At 52.9% G+C, this 15,469-nt stretch carries 16 protein-coding genes; 13 read left to right on the top strand and 3 right to left on the bottom strand.

Going from position 1 to position 15,469, the window contains the following annotated elements:
• Positions 1–58 precede the first annotated feature (58 nt).
• Positions 59–967: a LysR family transcriptional regulator gene (locus LH86_RS13190; RefSeq protein WP_039302067.1), complete on the bottom strand. Its 909-nt coding sequence runs from the start codon at positions 965–967 to the stop codon at positions 59–61.
• A 103-nt stretch (positions 968–1,070) separates the two neighbouring features.
• Here LH86_RS13190 and LH86_RS13185 point away from each other — a divergent pair, with 103 nt between their 5' ends.
• From LH86_RS13185 to LH86_RS13180, 3 genes are all read left to right on the top strand, one after another.
• Complete coding sequence (locus LH86_RS13185; protein WP_039302064.1) at positions 1,071–2,261, top strand: MFS transporter; 1,191 nt, start codon at positions 1,071–1,073, stop codon at positions 2,259–2,261.
• A gap of 69 nt (positions 2,262–2,330) precedes the next feature.
• Positions 2,331–2,537: a hypothetical protein gene (locus tag LH86_RS22585; RefSeq protein WP_156107026.1), complete on the top strand. Its 207-nt coding sequence runs from the start codon at positions 2,331–2,333 to the stop codon at positions 2,535–2,537.
• A gap of 79 nt (positions 2,538–2,616) precedes the next feature.
• Entirely contained in the window at positions 2,617–3,162 is a 546-nt protein-coding gene (locus LH86_RS13180; RefSeq protein ID WP_039302061.1) for a cysteine hydrolase family protein, read from the top strand.
• A gap of 113 nt (positions 3,163–3,275) precedes the next feature.
• Here the strand turns inward: LH86_RS13180 and LH86_RS13175 are convergent, their stop codons facing one another.
• Positions 3,276–3,485, bottom strand: a complete 210-nt coding sequence (locus LH86_RS13175; protein WP_039302059.1) for a DUF6434 domain-containing protein — start codon at positions 3,483–3,485, stop codon at positions 3,276–3,278.
• A 339-nt stretch (positions 3,486–3,824) separates the two neighbouring features.
• Between LH86_RS13175 and LH86_RS13170 the strand changes: the two genes are divergently transcribed.
• Both LH86_RS13170 and LH86_RS13165 read left to right on the top strand, forming a co-directional pair.
• The gene (locus LH86_RS13170; RefSeq protein ID WP_039302056.1) at positions 3,825–5,450 is read left to right on the top strand and encodes an ABC-F family ATP-binding cassette domain-containing protein; all 1,626 of its coding nucleotides are present in this window, start codon (positions 3,825–3,827) and stop codon (positions 5,448–5,450) included.
• A 352-nt stretch (positions 5,451–5,802) separates the two neighbouring features.
• Entirely contained in the window at positions 5,803–6,732 is a 930-nt protein-coding gene (locus LH86_RS13165) for an acyltransferase family protein (protein ID WP_071842832.1), read from the top strand.
• A 169-nt stretch (positions 6,733–6,901) separates the two neighbouring features.
• Here LH86_RS13165 and icd read toward each other — a convergent pair whose 3' ends face one another.
• A complete protein-coding gene (gene icd / locus LH86_RS13160; RefSeq protein ID WP_039292075.1) occupies positions 6,902–8,152 on the bottom strand; it encodes an NADP-dependent isocitrate dehydrogenase in 1,251 nt (416 codons plus the stop codon).
• Positions 8,153–8,259: 107 nt separating this feature from the next.
• On the opposite strand from icd, the gene rluE reads away from it, so the two are divergent.
• From rluE to phoQ, 8 genes are all read left to right on the top strand, one after another.
• Positions 8,260–8,925, top strand: coding sequence for a 23S rRNA pseudouridine(2457) synthase RluE (gene rluE / locus LH86_RS13155; protein WP_071842867.1), 666 nt, complete (start codon positions 8,260–8,262; stop codon positions 8,923–8,925).
• Positions 8,922–9,251 (top strand): lysozyme inhibitor LprI family protein, encoded by a 330-nt coding sequence (locus tag LH86_RS13150; RefSeq protein ID WP_039302047.1) that lies wholly within the window; start codon positions 8,922–8,924, stop codon positions 9,249–9,251. Before rluE ends, LH86_RS13150 begins: the two co-directional genes overlap by 4 nt.
• 13 nt (positions 9,252–9,264) lie before the next feature.
• A complete protein-coding gene (locus LH86_RS13145; RefSeq protein ID WP_039302044.1) occupies positions 9,265–9,738 on the top strand; it encodes an NUDIX hydrolase in 474 nt (157 codons plus the stop codon).
• A 41-nt stretch (positions 9,739–9,779) separates the two neighbouring features.
• Positions 9,780–10,889 (top strand): tRNA 2-thiouridine(34) synthase MnmA, encoded by a 1,110-nt coding sequence (mnmA, locus tag LH86_RS13140; RefSeq protein ID WP_039302041.1) that lies wholly within the window; start codon positions 9,780–9,782, stop codon positions 10,887–10,889.
• 22 nt (positions 10,890–10,911) lie between these two features.
• Positions 10,912–11,541: a high frequency lysogenization protein HflD gene (hflD, locus tag LH86_RS13135; protein ID WP_039302036.1), complete on the top strand. Its 630-nt coding sequence runs from the start codon at positions 10,912–10,914 to the stop codon at positions 11,539–11,541.
• Positions 11,542–11,557: 16 nt separating this feature from the next.
• On the top strand, positions 11,558–12,928 hold the full coding sequence (purB, locus tag LH86_RS13130) for an adenylosuccinate lyase (protein ID WP_039302033.1): 1,371 nt from the start codon (positions 11,558–11,560) through the stop codon (positions 12,926–12,928).
• A gap of 380 nt (positions 12,929–13,308) precedes the next feature.
• Positions 13,309–13,980 (top strand): two-component system response regulator PhoP, encoded by a 672-nt coding sequence (gene phoP, locus LH86_RS13125; protein WP_039302030.1) that lies wholly within the window; start codon positions 13,309–13,311, stop codon positions 13,978–13,980.
• A complete protein-coding gene (phoQ, locus tag LH86_RS13120) occupies positions 13,981–15,450 on the top strand; it encodes a two-component system sensor histidine kinase PhoQ (RefSeq protein ID WP_039302027.1) in 1,470 nt (489 codons plus the stop codon).
• Positions 15,451–15,469 lie beyond the last annotated feature (19 nt).

The raw sequence follows: 15,469 nt of genomic DNA, 5'->3' as shown, positions 1-15,469 counted from the left end.
TCGTGCCGGATGCATGAAACAAGCTGAGGCGATGAACGAGGAGCCAGCCTTCAGTCACTCAGGATATACGACTCAATTCCTGATGCATAAAATCAATCAGCGCCCTTGTTTTACCGGGCAAGTAACGGCGGTCGAAATAAAGGGCGTACAACTGCAAAGGGGCAGCCTCATGCTCCAACTCAATTTCGACTAACCGGCCATCGTTGATCCAGGGCTGGCAGGCTTGTTTCGCCAGAATGGCAAACCCGACACCCGCTACCGCCGCCCGCCCTGCCATCTCTCCGCTGTTTACCCGGTAATGACCTTTCACCTTAACCGTCTCGAATCCCCCCTTTTTGTTAACGAACTGCCAGGGAGCCCCTTTGAGCGCACTTACCGTGGTAATACAGGGTAATTCTTCGAATTGCTGTATACGAGAAGGCGTGCCATGACGCTGAATGACGGACGGGGCGGCAACAACAGAACAAGGGATCGTCAACAGGTGGCGGGCAATGTAGTCACTGTCATCCATTTGGCCGCGGCTAACAATGATAGCTAAATCCAGATCGTCGCGCAGGGATTCAAACCCGGACAAATTTGTGACACAGCTGATTTCCAGGTCCGGGTGCCGGCAGGCGAAATCGGCAATAACAGACCCGAGCAATGCAGGGCCCAGTTCATTAGGAATACACAGGCGCAATGGGCCTTTGAGTTGCATCTGCCGTAGCGTTAATTCTGTTTCAGTTTGCTCGAGCGCCTCCACCAATGGCTTCGCCCGGGTATAAAGCAGGTGCCCCGCCTGGGTGAGTTTCATATGCCGGGTACTGCGCTCAATGAGCTGCAGATTCAGTTTTTCTTCTAACTGAGAGATACAGCGACTCACGTTGGATGTCGGCATCTCAAGCACTTTTGATGCCCCAACAAAACTTTCTCTTTCCACCACGGCAATGAACACTTTCAGGGTATTAAAATCAAGCGCCGGACGCATCCGTTATCCCATAAATGATAATAATAAGTGCCATTTTTACCACCTAATCACCAGTATTGATAGCCGTTAAACTCAGGCATCTTTCATCCACAGGTTGCCTGTTATGTCAGCGATCACACAGACGTTTAATGATAAGTCCCTCATGCGAATAGCGCTTATCATGGCTTTTGTCCAGTTCACTAACGCGCTGGAATACATGATGTTTAACCCTATCTTTGCTTTTATGGCCGCGGATTTCTCGGTTCCCGTCTCATTCTCCGGCTATGTTTCCGGGATGTATACGCTCGGGGCCGTCCTGTCGGGCATTATTGCCTTTTATTGGATCGGCCGTTTCAACAAGAAGCGTTTTTTAATTACCAATATGTTTCTCCTGGGCCTGCTGACGCTTTTGACTACGTTCACATCCAGTTTTAGCCATCTGCTGGTATTACGATTCTGTGCGGGCCTGGTGGGAGGGACAACAATGGGAGTGGGGATTAGCATATTGATCAATCACGCCCCGGCTAACTTGCGCGGAAAAATGCTGGCAACGGTGATTGTGTCATTTTCGCTAGTAAGCATTGCAGGCATGCCCACGATATTATTTCTGTGTACTCATTATGGCTGGCATGCCGCTTTGTTGTTAATCAGTACCCTGTGTTTATTAGCCTTGCCACTTATTGGCTCCTTTATCCCTCGAGATCCGGCCTCCTGCGACACGTCCCCCGCACTGCCTCTCGATAGAAATACTTTACTGTTCGCTTCGGGTAATGCTCTGGTGCAGTTTAGCCCGATGCTGGTCATCCCGGTTCTGGTGCCATTAATGACCCGGCAGTTGGGGGCTTCACTGGAGCAGTTGCCCTGGCTGTTCTTCGCCGGAGGCATTGCCGGGTACCTGTCTACCAAAATGACAGGCGTGTTAACTTCACATTTTTCTGCTTTGAGTCTGGCGACTGGGTCAACACTCGTTTTTATACTGAGTTTGCTCATCCCTGCTTTTGGCTATTCGTATTCGTCGCTATTTATTATTCTATTTCTGGGCGCCTCTTACAGCCGCCTGGTTTCCTCTTCGGCGCTTACCATTCAGTTTCCAGATGACAGCCAACGAGCAGGATTTGCTTCACTACAGACCTCAATAATGTACCTGATGACAACAGCCGCATTTTTCCTCTCTTCTTTTCTATTTCCCGCTCATGGCATAGCCCTACAGGATATGAACTCGTTGCTGGTTCTATGTGCAATTTCCGCATCAGGGTTCCCCGTTATCGTTATTATTCTGCAAAAGAAGCTGGCTAAACGGATGATTCAGTCTTAACGCCTTATTAGTGAGTAGAGTCGTGGCTGATTACGTGCGGGGCGGACGAAAAGCAAGGGTACCAAGTGTATGACAGCTAAAGTTCAACGTTCTTCAGGAAAATATTTATTGATTACGGTATTTACTCAGTGCTACAAAAAGGCAGTTTTTACCATTACCGTTCCAGATCCCTCACGCAAACAAGAAGATAATAAAATGATGAAGTCAGTTCAGACAACAACCACAGTGACCACCACCACCTTCTGCGGTGTGGACGGATCTGTGACTGGCTTCTGACGAAACAGATTCTGAATCCCCGCCAAACCGGACGGGGAAGAAAATATCTCCGTTCATAACCCCTTGAATGGAGAAAAATATGATGTTATCTGAAGATGCACTTTTAATTATCGACATGCAGCAGGGGCTTTTCCATGGCCCCACTTCCCCGTATTTCTCTGACGCCGTTCTGTTAAATATTCAACTGCTGATTGAAAAAGCCAGGCAGACTCGGGTGCCCGTTTTTTTTGCCCGCCACACCGGCCCCCATGATTCCCCATTCTCAGAGCAAAGTCCGTTGACACAACTGATACCCGAACTGAACGTAAATGCTGAACAGGATGTGGTGTTTATAAAAAAGTATCCCAATTGCTTCCGCAATACTGAGCTTCAGCTACAGCTTATTCAACGAGGTGTTAAACAGCTGGTTATCGCCGGTATGAAAACAGAATTTTGTGTGGACACTACCTGCCGTGCAGCGTCAGGGCTGGGGTTCGGGACCGTACTGATTTCAGATGCGCATACCACAATGGATAACGAATATTTGTCGGCGAGTGAAATCATCAACCATCACAACGTTACGCTGGCTGGACCGTTTGTCACGCTTGCCACAGCGGCTGGCTGGTGCTTTCACTCTGAGAAATGAGTCTTATCTGGGCCGCCCCACGGCGGCTAAAAAACCTAACGTCAGCTTCTGGAATGAAGCTGACGGCCGAGGATCTGAGGGATGGCGTTAAGTGAAAACTAGAGATGCTTTCTCTAGAAGGTATGCCTGCGCTTCCACTCCTCAACGACATCACCTAAATTTTTGGGGACATCGTTTCGTATCCATGCCATAAATTCGCGATCGAATCGAAAACGCGGTCCACACTCATCCATCATGAAACGGCGAACGTTTTGAGTATTTTTGTAGTCTTTATCCACGACAGTAGCGCGTGTTAATACAGAACTGTGCCAGTCGATGTTCACTTGTTCACTCCTGTAGTAAGCAACCGATAACTGCATTAAACTTAACACATTGACGCTGGAATGCTGCGCCAGACACGCACCGGGCCTGGCAATAGGCGTAACATCCCCATTATCTCCATCTGTGGTGACTCATTACTCACTGACCGTTGTATCTAATACCCAGGGCTGGTCGCTGGATGTTATTTGACAGATGGAAATTGGCACTTTTATAATCAGCCCACTTTCACATCTGATTAGAGGTATTCGTCCAATGCGCAATTAATGCCCACCGTCACCTTTGACGGCCTTTATGCAGTTTCCTTCGGGAGCTGTTTTGGTGCATTAATTTAGGGTTATCGCATGACGAATACTATTCTCACGCTCGATCGCGTTTCTTTTGTATTGCCTGATGGCAAACCGCTTTTCTCGAATCTCACTGAACAATTCGACCATCAACATACAGGTCTGGTCGGCCGCAATGGCGTGGGTAAAAGCCTGCTGGCTAAAATGCTGTCAGGCCTGGTTACGCCGGCTTCCGGCCAGCGTAGTTGCTCAGGTCGTGTCAGATATCTGGCGCAGCATCTGACACCGCACCATTATCATAGCGTTGCGATGCTGGCGGGTGTCGACACCCAGCTAGCCGCGCTAGATCGCATTGAAGCAGGCAGCGTCGACCCGGTTGATTTTGACCTTGTTGGTAATCATTGGGACCTTCGCCAGCGATTGCAGGCGCAGTTGGAGTCGGCGGGATTGGGTTACCTATCGCCAGAAACAGAGGTCAACAGGCTCAGTGGCGGAGAAGCCATGCGGGTGGCACTGACCGGCGCGATGCTATCCGAGGCCGATTTTCTTATCCTTGATGAGCCGACCAACCATCTGGATGCTGCCAGCCGACTGACGCTGATGCGGCAGCTGCAACAATGGCCCCGTGGCCTGTTGCTCATCAGTCATGACCGGAAGTTGTTGCAACAGATGGAGCGGATTGTCGAATTATCGTCGCTCGGTTTACGCAGCTACGGCGGTAACTATGATTTTTACCAACAAATGAAAGCACAGGAGACGGCCTCCGCTGCGCAAAACCTGGAACGCATCAAAACCGAGCGTAAGCGTGAAGAGCAGGCATTGCGTGAACAGCGCGAGCGACTTGAAAAACGCGGATCCCGCGGTACCCGCCAGGGCAAGAATGCGAATCAGGCAAAAATATTGCTGGGCCGTCAAAAAGGCCGCAGTGAGGCTTCAGCAGGAAAACAGGTAAAGCAGCAAACCCAGGCGCGGGAGTTACTCAGCCAGCAGGTGCGGCACGCCATAAAGCAAATCGAGGTATCAACCCCCATCGCCATGCACATCACCTCTACATTCGGGACATTACCGCAGAATGTGGCCACACTTGACGAGGTCGTTTTACCTTTCGTTCCAGCCTCTTTTCGCAAGATAACGCTGTCCATTAACGGCGGCCAACGGATCGGTGTTGTTGGTTCCAACGGGTGCGGTAAATCGACATTATTAAGAACTTTAGCAGGTTTGTTGCCGCTGGTGTCTGGTCGCCGCGAGGTCTGGGCTAACACGGCTTATCTTGACCAGCAAATGTCCATTCTGGACCGACAAAAAACGGTACTTGAGCAACTTCTGGCGGTGAACTCGCAGGCGGGGGAATCCCAACTGCGTATGCAACTTGCTCAGCTTGGGCTGGATGCATCTCGTGTGTCATTGCCCTGTGGCGAACTTAGCGGCGGGGAACAACTTAAAGCGGCGCTGGCAATACTGATTTATGCTGACTCACCCGCCAGCTTTTTATTGCTCGATGAACCGAGCAACCATCTGGATATTGTATCCCTGCATACGCTGGAATATTTCCTCAATCAGTATCAGGGCACCCTGATGGTGGTGTCACACGATGAGGTGTTTCTTAACCAAATTGAGCTAACGCATTGGCTGGTTGCGGGGGATAATGGTTGGGAATTATCTAACACGAAGCCGACCGAATGATATTGATTAAGAAAAAATGCATCCAACTGTTTTAGGTCTTTTGGCTCACGGTTTTGATAACCGTTCGAAAGCGAACAAAAAAACGGGAGCTTTCAGGCTCCCGTTGTCACATCACCAGCGGCGCTGATTACCTGCACTTAATGATACCGGCATAAGAAATTGATATTTCAGTAAATTAAACCCCATCATCCCTTCCACGATCGGGGGTGTCGCTCTGAGCAATGCTCGCTGAAGGTCTAAAGTTCTGATTTTATCGATACTGTTGGCACTTGATGAAGTTATTTTTAGCTCTTTCAAACCAATAAATATGTTATCCTCACCCTATCGAGTTGATTAATCTTTAATTAATATTATGAAATACCAAGTATTCAATTATTTAAGAATATTTCTTGCCCTGGAAGTTGTTGTTGCACACACCATTCCAGTTTTTTTTGAAAACATATATTGGCCTGGTTTTGTAATGGCCGTCCCGGCATTCCTTGCGGTCAGTGGATTTTTAGTCCTTGGGAGCTATGATAACAATCCTCAGGTTTTTCCCTTTTTAATTAAAAGGTGTTTGCGAATTTTCCCAGCACTCATAGCCTCCATAATTTTGAGCTGGATTGTTGTTGATCGTGAATTCGCCTTTAACTCTATATTGATGTTTTTAACAGGCGGATTTACAGCATCAACTGGCAATATTCCATTATGGTCATTGATATGGGAATTACTGGCATACGGAGTGTTAATAATCCTGTGGGTTTCAGGAGCCTATAAAAGCAAAATCGCCTTATGCTCTCTGCTTGCAATTAGCATTGGCATTTCCTACTTCATCTGCGCAAAAAATTACCACCCGAAGTATCAAATACTGTCATTCCTCCCCATTTCATTTCTGATTGGAAATATTTTTTACTTAATGAGAAATGTAACAAGGAGGATTCATTTCGGCTACGCATTGTCTTTTTTTATCTTTGTATTAATTCTATTTTCTTCCCCCTGGAGAAATATTCCCATAGCGCCATCAGCGGCAATTCTTCAAGCAATTGCTGTCGTCTGGCTTGGGAGCTCAAACCTTCCACTGCCTGATAAGAAAGTGCCCGATATAAGTTACGGTCTTTATGTCTATCATTATCCCATTATAATATGGATAGGTAGTCTACTTAATCAGATCAATACGCTTTCTGCATTTGCAATAATTGTGGCAAGTTTAGTTTCAGTATGTTTGTCAAGCTGGCACTTCATTGAGTCACCGGTTCTGAATGCAAAAAAAATCATCTTATCCAAATACAAACAACCTGTTTAAAATAGATAGCGTTTATAAAAACGCCATCCTTGGGACTGGCCGGATTAGATAGATACTCAAGGGTACTTTTCCTGAAGAGTTTTGATAACTTATTTTGATAACCATTCGAAAGCTAATAATAAAAACGGGAACCATCAGGTTCCCGTTGTCACATCACCAGCAGCGCTGATTACATGTGTTTAATGATAGCGTCGCCAAACTCTGAACATTTCAGCAGCTTAGCGCCATCCATCAGACGCTCGAAGTCATAAGTTACGGTCTTAGCTTCGATAGCGCCTTCCATACCCTTAACGATCAGGTCTGCCGCTTCGAACCATTCCATATGACGCAGCATCATTTCTGCGGACAGAATGATGGAGCCTGGGTTTACTTTATCCTGGCCTGCGTACTTAGGTGCGGTACCGTGGGTCGCTTCGAACAGTGCGCAGTCGTCGCCGATGTTTGCGCCCGGTGCGATACCGATGCCGCCAACCTGTGCCGCCAGGGCATCAGAAATGTAGTCGCCGTTCAGGTTCATACAGGCGATCACGTCGTATTCTGCAGGACGCAGCAGGATCTGCTGCAGGAACGCATCGGCGATCACGTCTTTCACAACGATTTCTTTGCCGGTGTTCGGGTTCTTGATTTTCACCCACGGGCCGCCGTCGATCAGCTCGCCGCCGAACTCTTCGCGAGCCAGCTGGTAGCCCCAGTCTTTGAACGCGCCTTCGGTGAACTTCATGATGTTGCCTTTGTGCACCAGGGTCACGGAATCACGGTCGTTGGTGATCGCATATTCGATGGCTGCACGTACCAGGCGTTTGGTCCCTTCTTCGGAGCAAGGCTTGATGCCGATCCCGCAGTGCTCAGGGAAGCGAATTTTCTTCACGCCCATTTCGTCACGCAGGAACTTGATAACTTTGTCCGCTTCAGCGCTGTCCGCTTTCCACTCGATACCCGCATAGATATCTTCGGAGTTCTCACGGAAGATAACCATGTCGGTCAGCTCAGGCTGTTTAACCGGGCTTGGGGTACCCTGGTAGTAACGTACCGGGCGCAGGCAAACGTACAGATCCAGCTGCTGACGCAGGGCAACGTTCAGGGAGCGAATGCCGCCGCCGACTGGGGTAGTCAGTGGGCCTTTGATAGCCACGCGGTAGTCACGAATCAGGTCCAGAGTTTCTTCTGGCAGCCAGACATCCTGGCCATAAACTTGGGTAGATTTTTCGCCGGTGTAGATTTCCATCCAGGAAATTTTCCGCTCGCCGTTGTAGGCTTTTGCCACGGCAGCATCCACCACTTTAATCATGGCAGGGGTCACGTCCACACCGATACCGTCCCCTTCAATGAACGGGATCACCGGGTTGTTTGGAACGTTGATTTTGCCATTTTGCAGGGTGATCTTTTTACCTTCCGCCGGAACGACTACTTTGCTTTCCATTCACCTCTCCTTCGAGCGCTTCTGGTTTTTTGTTAATGATTTGTAATTTGCGGGCTCATACTACTGCAATATCGGGCTCGCGCCAATCACTCATGTTTTCCGTTATAATGCGTCAATCCACCCGCGCTGAAAACACTATGAACAAAACTTCTTTTAGGAATCACCAAGTTAAACGATTCAGCAGCCCACAAGCCGCCAGGCGCAAGAAATCTGACGGACCAAAGAAGCTGGTTATCTTCAATAAGCCCTACGATGTGCTGCCGCAGTTCACTGATGAAGCCGGGCGCAGCACGCTGAAGGATTACATTCCTTTACAAGGCATTTATGCTGCGGGGCGTCTCGACCGCGACAGCGAAGGGCTGCTGGTGCTCACCAACGACGGAGCGCTGCAGGCCAAACTAACCCAGCCAGGCAAGCGCACCGGCAAAATCTATTACGTACAGGTGGAAGGCGAGCCAACGGAGGAAGCGCTGAGCGCCCTGCGCAACGGCGTAGAGCTGAACGACGGCCCCACATTGCCTGCAGGTGCCGAGCTGGTTGCCGAGCCAGAGTGGCTGTGGCCGCGTAATCCGCCGATTCGCGAACGTAAGGCTATCCCCACCAGTTGGCTGAAGATCACGCTTTATGAAGGCCGCAACCGCCAGGTTCGCCGCATGACGGCGCACGTGGGCTACCCTACCCTGCGCCTGATCCGCTACGCCATGGGCGACTACACGCTGGAAGGTCTGGCCAACGGCGAGTGGCGCGAAGTCCCCCCGGAGCAACTGAAATGAAAAAGATACTGCTGCTGAGCTTACTTATCGGCTCCACCACCGCGGGCGCGGCAAGTTTTGACTGCGCCAAAGCCAATGCGCCAGATGAAAAAGCGATTTGTGCCCACCGGGCGTTGAATGATAAAGACGTCGAAATGGCCACCAAATATCAGTTCTTAAAAGGGCTGTTTGCCATGGGTGGCCAGGGCGCCATGCAGGATCAACAGCAGGCCTGGCTCAAAGAGCGCCAGAGCTGCGGGTCTGACGTCACCTGCCTGACCACACAGTACAACAAACGCCTCAGTGCGCTGGATGCCATTTACGCCAAAATCGACAAACCGCTTTAACCCAGGAGAAGTGATGTTTAAACCGCACGTCACCGTGGCCTGCGTTGTTCAGGCCGAAGGTCAGTTTTTAGTCGTCGAAGAAACCATTGACGGTAAAGCACTGTGGAACCAGCCCGCCGGGCATCTCGAAGCCGACGAAACGCTGCTTGAAGCCGCGAAGCGCGAGCTGTGGGAAGAGACGGGGATTACTGCCGAGCCGCAAAGTTTTATCCGCATGCACCAGTGGATCGCCCCGGATAACACACCTTTCCTGCGCTTCCTGTTTGCCATCGATCTGGATAAGCAACTGCCGACCACCCCGCACGACAGCGACATTGACCGCTGCCTGTGGCTCGATGCCGAAACCATTCTCAATGCGGCAAATCTGCGCTCGTCGCTGGTGGCAGAAAGCATCCGCTGTTACCAGCAGGAGCCGCGTTATCCCCTGTCGGTACTGGGGGCTTTTAACTGGCCGTTTACAGAGGGTGTCAAGCAGCGGCCTGCGTGATAGAATACGCCGCTTTGAAGTTCAATGTCGTGAGTCTCTCCATGTCTGATAACAGCCAGAAAAAAGTGATCGTCGGAATGTCCGGCGGCGTCGATTCCTCCGTTTCCGCTTACCTGCTGATGCAGCAGGGCTATAAGGTGGAAGGCCTGTTCATGAAGAACTGGGAAGAAGACGATGGCGAGGAGTACTGCACCGCAGCGGAAGATTTAGCCGATGCGCAGGCCGTTTGCGACAAGCTGGGCATTGAACTGCACACCGTTAACTTTGCCGCAGAGTACTGGGACAACGTATTCGAACTGTTCCTCGAAGAGTACAAAGCCGGGCGCACGCCAAACCCGGATATCCTCTGCAACAAAGAGATCAAATTTAAAGCCTTCCTGGAATTTGCCGCTGAAGATTTAGGTGCCGATTTCATTGCTACCGGCCACTATGTACGCCGCGCTGACGTGAACGGCAAAAGCCAGCTGCTGCGCGGCCTGGACGGCAACAAAGACCAGAGCTACTTCCTGTATACGCTGAGCCACGAACAGATTGCCCAAAGCCTGTTCCCGGTCGGCGAGCTGGAAAAACCGGAAGTCCGCCGCATTGCGGAAGAGCTGGATCTTGTTACCGCGAAGAAAAAAGATTCCACCGGCATCTGTTTTATCGGCGAGCGCAAATTCCGCGACTTCCTGGGCCGCTATCTGCCAGCCCAGCCGGGTAAAATTATTACCGTGGACGGCGAAACCGTCGGCGAGCACCAGGGGCTGATGTATCACACCCTCGGTCAGCGTAAAGGCCTCGGCATCGGCGGCACCAAAGAAGGGTCTGAAGATCCTTGGTACGTGGTCGATAAAGACGTCGCCAACAATATTCTTATCGTCGCGCAGGGGCACGATCACCCGCGTCTGATGTCGGTCGGGCTGGTTGCCCAGCAGCTTCACTGGGTGGATCGCGAGCCGCTAACCGCGCCGCTGAGCTGCACGGTGAAAACCCGCTACCGCCAGACGGATATCCCTTGCACGATTACGCCGCTGGACGCTGAGCGCATAGAAGTGCGTTTTGAAGAGCCGGTGGCTGCCGTCACCCCAGGCCAGTCCGCGGTGTTCTACCTCGGCGAAGTGTGCCTCGGCGGCGGCATTATCGAGCAGCGTTTGCCGCTCGTCAGTTAATTACACACAAGGACGCAGCCTGGTGGCTAAAAACTACTACGACATTACTCTCGCGCTGGCGGGCATTTGCCAGTCAGCCCGTCTGGTTCAGCAGTTGGCACATCAGGGTCATTGCGACAGCGACGCGCTTCACGTCTCGCTCAACAGCGTGATTGACCAGAACCCAGGCTCAACCCTGGATGTTTTTGGCGGCAGCGAAACTAACCTTAAGCTCGGGCTTGAAACCCTGCTGGGCGTGCTAAACGCCAGCAGCCGCCAGGGCATGAGCGCCGAGCTGACGCGCTATACGCTCAGCCTGATGGTACTGGAGCGTAAACTCCACGCAGCCAAAGGCGCGATGGACACGCTCGGCAGCAAAATTAATGGCCTGCAGCGCCAGCTGGAGCACTTCGATCTCGAGTCCGACACGCTGTTAAGCGCCATGGCCGGGATCTACGTAGACGTCATCAGCCCGCTTGGCCCGCGTATTCAGGTCACCGGTTCCCCTGCCGTGCTGCAAAGCCCGCAGGTGCAAAGTAAAGTACGCGCCACGCTGCTGGCCGGGATCCGTGCCGCCGTGCTGTGGCATCAGGTTGGCGGTGGCCGCCTGCAGTTAATGTTTTCTCGTCGTCGCCTGACCGATCAGGCCAAACAAATTCTTGCTCATTGTTAACCTCTCAGGAGTTGTTATGGAATTATCCTCACTGACCGCCGTTTCCCCCGTTGACGGGCGCTACGGCGACAAAGTCAGCGCTCTGCGCGCTATTTTCAGCGAATTCGGTCTGCTGAAATTCCGCGTACAGGTCGAAGTACGTTGGCTGCAAAAGCTGGCCGCGCACGCAACGATCAAGGAAGTTCCTGCTTTTGATGCGGACGCAAACGGTTACCTTGATAAAATCGTCGCCGAGTTCAGCGAGGCTGACGCCGCGCGCATCAAAACTATCGAGCGCACCACCAACCACGACGTGAAAGCAGTGGAATACTTCCTGAAAGAGAAAGTGGAAGCGATCCCTGCCCTGCACGCGGTGTCCGAATTTATTCACTTCGCCTGTACTTCCGAAGACATCAACAACCTGTCCCACGCGCTGATGCTCGACACCGCGCGTAAAGACGTGGTGCTGCCGTACTGGCGTAAAATCATCGACGCGGTGAAAGATCTGGCGGTGCAGTATCGCGACATCCCGCTGCTGTCCCGTACCCACGGCCAGCCGGCGACTCCGTCCACCATGGGTAAAGAGATGGCGAACGTCGCTTACCGCATGGAGCGCCAGTTCCGCCAGCTCGGCAACGTTGAAATCCTCGGTAAAATCAACGGCGCGGTCGGCAACTACAACGCCCACATCGCCGCTTACCCGGAAGTGGACTGGCACCAGTTCAGCGAAGAGTTCGTGACTTCTCTGGGCATTCAGTGGAACCCGTACACCACCCAGATCGAGCCGCACGACTACATCGCCGAGCTGTTTGACTGCATCGCTCGCTTCAACACCATCCTGATCGACTTCGACCGCGACGTGTGGGGCTACATCGCCCTGAACCACTTCAAGCAGAAGACCATCGCCGGTGAAATTGGCTCCTCCACCATGCCGCACAAAGTGAACCCGATTGACTTCGAAAACTCCGAAGGCAACCTCGGCCTTTCCAACGCGGTGCTGCAACACCTGGCAAGCAAACTGCCGGTGTCCCGCTGGCAGCGGGACCTGACCGACTCCACCGTGCTGCGTAACCTGGGCGTGGGTATCGGCTATGCGCTGATCGCCTATCAGTCCACCCTGAAGGGCGTGAGCAAGCTGGAAGTGAACCGCGACCGCCTGCTGGACGAGCTGGATCACAACTGGGAAGTGCTGGCGGAGCCGATTCAGACCGTGATGCGCCGCTACGGCATCGAAAAGCCGTACGAGAAGCTGAAAGAGCTGACCCGCGGCAAGCGCGTTGACGCCGAAGGCATGAAGCAGTTCATCGACAGCCTCGAGCTGCCGGAAGAAGAGAAAACCCGCCTGAAAGCCATGACGCCGGCCAACTATATTGGCCGCGCCATTACCATGGTTGACGAGCTGAAGTAATGAAAACGGCCCTCTTCGGAGGGCTTTTTTTTGTCTGCGATTTGCCCCTCACCCCGGCCCTCTCCCCAGAGGGGCGAGGGGGAAAACATGTGACAAAGTACCTTCGTGAGCCCCTCCCTCCAAAAAGCCAAAGGGCAAACAAGTGACAAAGCACCTTTGTCATCCCCTCTCCCCAAAGGGGCGAGGGAGGAAACAAGTGACAAGGTATATTTTTTTATCCCCTCTCCCTCTGGGAGAGGGTTAGGGTGAGGGCCTCCAGCCGAATGGGATTGTTGACTCAGCGTTAATCTCCATAAGGGCATTGTTTATACGAGGTTTATTTCCTGTCATTAATAATTAGCGCTAAACTATCAATACTATGAATGGATTGAGGAAATACAATGCGCGTACTGGTCGTGGAAGATAATGCCCTGCTGCGTCATCACCTTAAGGTACAGCTGCGTGAAGCAGGCCACCAGGTGGATGCGGCCGAGGATGCCAAAGAGGCAGACTATTTCCTGAATGAACATACCCCGGACATCGCGATTATTGACTTAGGCCTGCCGGACGAAGACGGCATGAGCCTGATCCGCCGCTGGCGCAGTCACGACGTAACCATTCCCATCATGGTATTAACCGCCCGTGAAGGCTGGCAGGACAAAGTTGAAGTTCTGGGCGCCGGGGCCGATGACTACGTCACTAAACCTTTCCATCTGGAAGAAGTGGTCGCCCGTATGCAGGCGCTGATGCGCCGTAACAGCGGCCTGGCTTCGCAGGTGATATCCCTGCCGCCGTTCCAGGTCGATTTGTCCCGCCGCGAGCTGTCGATTAACGACAACCTGATCAAGCTCACCGCGTTTGAATACACCATCATGGAAACCATCATCCGCAACGCCGGGAAGGTGGTGAGCAAGGACTCGCTGATGCTGCAGCTCTACCCGGACGCCGAGCTGCGCGAGAGCCACACTATTGACGTGCTGATGGGCCGTTTACGTAAAAAAATTCAGGCTGAATACCCGCAGGAAGTGATCACCACCGTGCGCGGGCAGGGCTACAGGTTCGATCTTCACTAAATGCTGAACATTTTTCGCCATATCCTGCCGCTGTCGCTGCGGGTTCGTTTCTTACTGGCTACCGCCGCGGTTGTGATGGTGCTTTCCCTGGCTTACGGCCTGGTGGCGCTGGTGGGCTACAGCGTCAGCTTCGATAAAACTACCTTCCGCCTGCTGCGCGGGGAAAGTAACCTGTTTTATACGCTGTCCAGCTGGAAGGACGGCAAGTTGCAGGTGGACTTGCCCGACAACATCAGCATCCAAAGCCCGACCATGGCGCTGATTTACGACGAGCACGGCAAACTGCTGTGGATGCAGCGCAACGTCCCGGACGTGGTGCAGCAGATCCAGAAAGAGTGGCTGACCGGCAACGGCTTCCACGAGCTGGAGGCCGACTACGCGACGAGTAGCGCCCTGCTGGACAACGACAAAGACCGCCTCGCCCAGCTAAAAGACATGCACGATGACGAGAGCGACGACGGCTACGAGATGACCCACTCGGTGGCAGTCAACCTCTACCCGGCGACGGCGCGTATGCCGGCGCTGACCGTGGTCGTGGTGGACACTATTCCTATCGAGCTGAAGCGCTCCTACATGGTGTGGAGCTGGTTTATTTACGTCCTGCTGGCTAACCTGCTGCTGGTGGTGCCGCTTCTGTGGCTGGCCGCCTGGTGGAGCCTGCGCCCGATTCAGGAACTCGCACAGGAAGTGCGCGAGCTGGAAATGCATGACCGCGACAGCCTGAACCCGGACACCACCCGCGAGCTGACGAGCCTGGTGCGTAACCTCAACCAGCTGCTGCGCACCGAGCGAGATCGGCACGATAAGTACCGCACCACGCTGACGGACTTAACCCACAGCCTGAAGACCCCACTCGCCGTGCTGCAGTCAACCCTGCGGTCGCTGCGCACCGACAAGATGAACGTCGAGCAGGCCGAACCGGTGATGCTGGAGCAGATCAGCCGCATCTCGCAGCAGATTGGCTATTACCTGCATCGCGCCAGCATGCGAGGCAACAGCGCCCTGCTCAGCCGGGAGCTGCATTCCGTTGCGCCGCTGCTGGACAACCTGTGCTCGGCGCTGAACAAGGTTTACCAGCGCAAAGGGGTAAACATCACGCTGGACGTCTCGCCGGAAATCACCTTTATCGGCGAGCAAAATGACTTCATGGAAGTGATGGGTAACCTGCTGGATAACGCCTGTAAATACTGCCTGGAGTTTGTGGAAGTGACCGCCCGCCAGACCGACGACGCGCTGCACCTGATTGTGGAAGACGACGGCCCCGGCATCCCGGAAAGCAAACGTGCGATGGTCTTCGATCGCGGCCAGCGAGCCGATACGCTGCGCCCGGGCCAGGGCGTCGGGCTGTCGGTTGCCCGCGAGATTGTCGAGCAGTACAACGGTGAGATCCAGACCAGTGCCAGCATTCTGGGCGGCGCGCGCATGGAGGTGATTTTTGCCCGCCAGCAGCCGGAACAGAATGAAGGGTGAAATAGTCCCGTAACCCGGC

This window comes from Cedecea neteri (assembly GCF_000758325.1).
In the GTDB taxonomy this organism is placed as follows: Bacteria; Pseudomonadota; Gammaproteobacteria; order Enterobacterales; family Enterobacteriaceae; genus Cedecea; species Cedecea neteri_B.
Note: the sequence above shows the minus strand (reverse complement) of the source record. Positions and strands in the feature narration are given on the sequence as shown.

Coding starts and splice junctions, on each gene's coding strand:
- phoQ (WP_039302027.1), top strand. CDS start 13,981: ATGCTGAACATTTTTCGCCATATCCTGCCGCTGTCGCTGCGGGTTCGT.
- phoP (WP_039302030.1), top strand. CDS start 13,309: ATGCGCGTACTGGTCGTGGAAGATAATGCCCTGCTGCGTCATCACCTT.
- LH86_RS13150 (WP_039302047.1), top strand. CDS start 8,922: ATGAAAAAGATACTGCTGCTGAGCTTACTTATCGGCTCCACCACCGCG.
- LH86_RS13170 (WP_039302056.1), top strand. CDS start 3,825: ATGACGAATACTATTCTCACGCTCGATCGCGTTTCTTTTGTATTGCCT.
- rluE (WP_071842867.1), top strand. CDS start 8,260: ATGCGTCAATCCACCCGCGCTGAAAACACTATGAACAAAACTTCTTTT.
- icd (WP_039292075.1), bottom strand. CDS start 8,152: ATGGAAAGCAAAGTAGTCGTTCCGGCGGAAGGTAAAAAGATCACCCTG.
- LH86_RS13190 (WP_039302067.1), bottom strand. CDS start 967: ATGCGTCCGGCGCTTGATTTTAATACCCTGAAAGTGTTCATTGCCGTG.
- LH86_RS13145 (WP_039302044.1), top strand. CDS start 9,265: ATGTTTAAACCGCACGTCACCGTGGCCTGCGTTGTTCAGGCCGAAGGT.
- LH86_RS13165 (WP_071842832.1), top strand. CDS start 5,803: ATGAAATACCAAGTATTCAATTATTTAAGAATATTTCTTGCCCTGGAA.
- LH86_RS13185 (WP_039302064.1), top strand. CDS start 1,071: ATGTCAGCGATCACACAGACGTTTAATGATAAGTCCCTCATGCGAATA.
- purB (WP_039302033.1), top strand. CDS start 11,558: ATGGAATTATCCTCACTGACCGCCGTTTCCCCCGTTGACGGGCGCTAC.
- mnmA (WP_039302041.1), top strand. CDS start 9,780: ATGTCTGATAACAGCCAGAAAAAAGTGATCGTCGGAATGTCCGGCGGC.
- LH86_RS22585 (WP_156107026.1), top strand. CDS start 2,331: ATGACAGCTAAAGTTCAACGTTCTTCAGGAAAATATTTATTGATTACG.
- LH86_RS13180 (WP_039302061.1), top strand. CDS start 2,617: ATGATGTTATCTGAAGATGCACTTTTAATTATCGACATGCAGCAGGGG.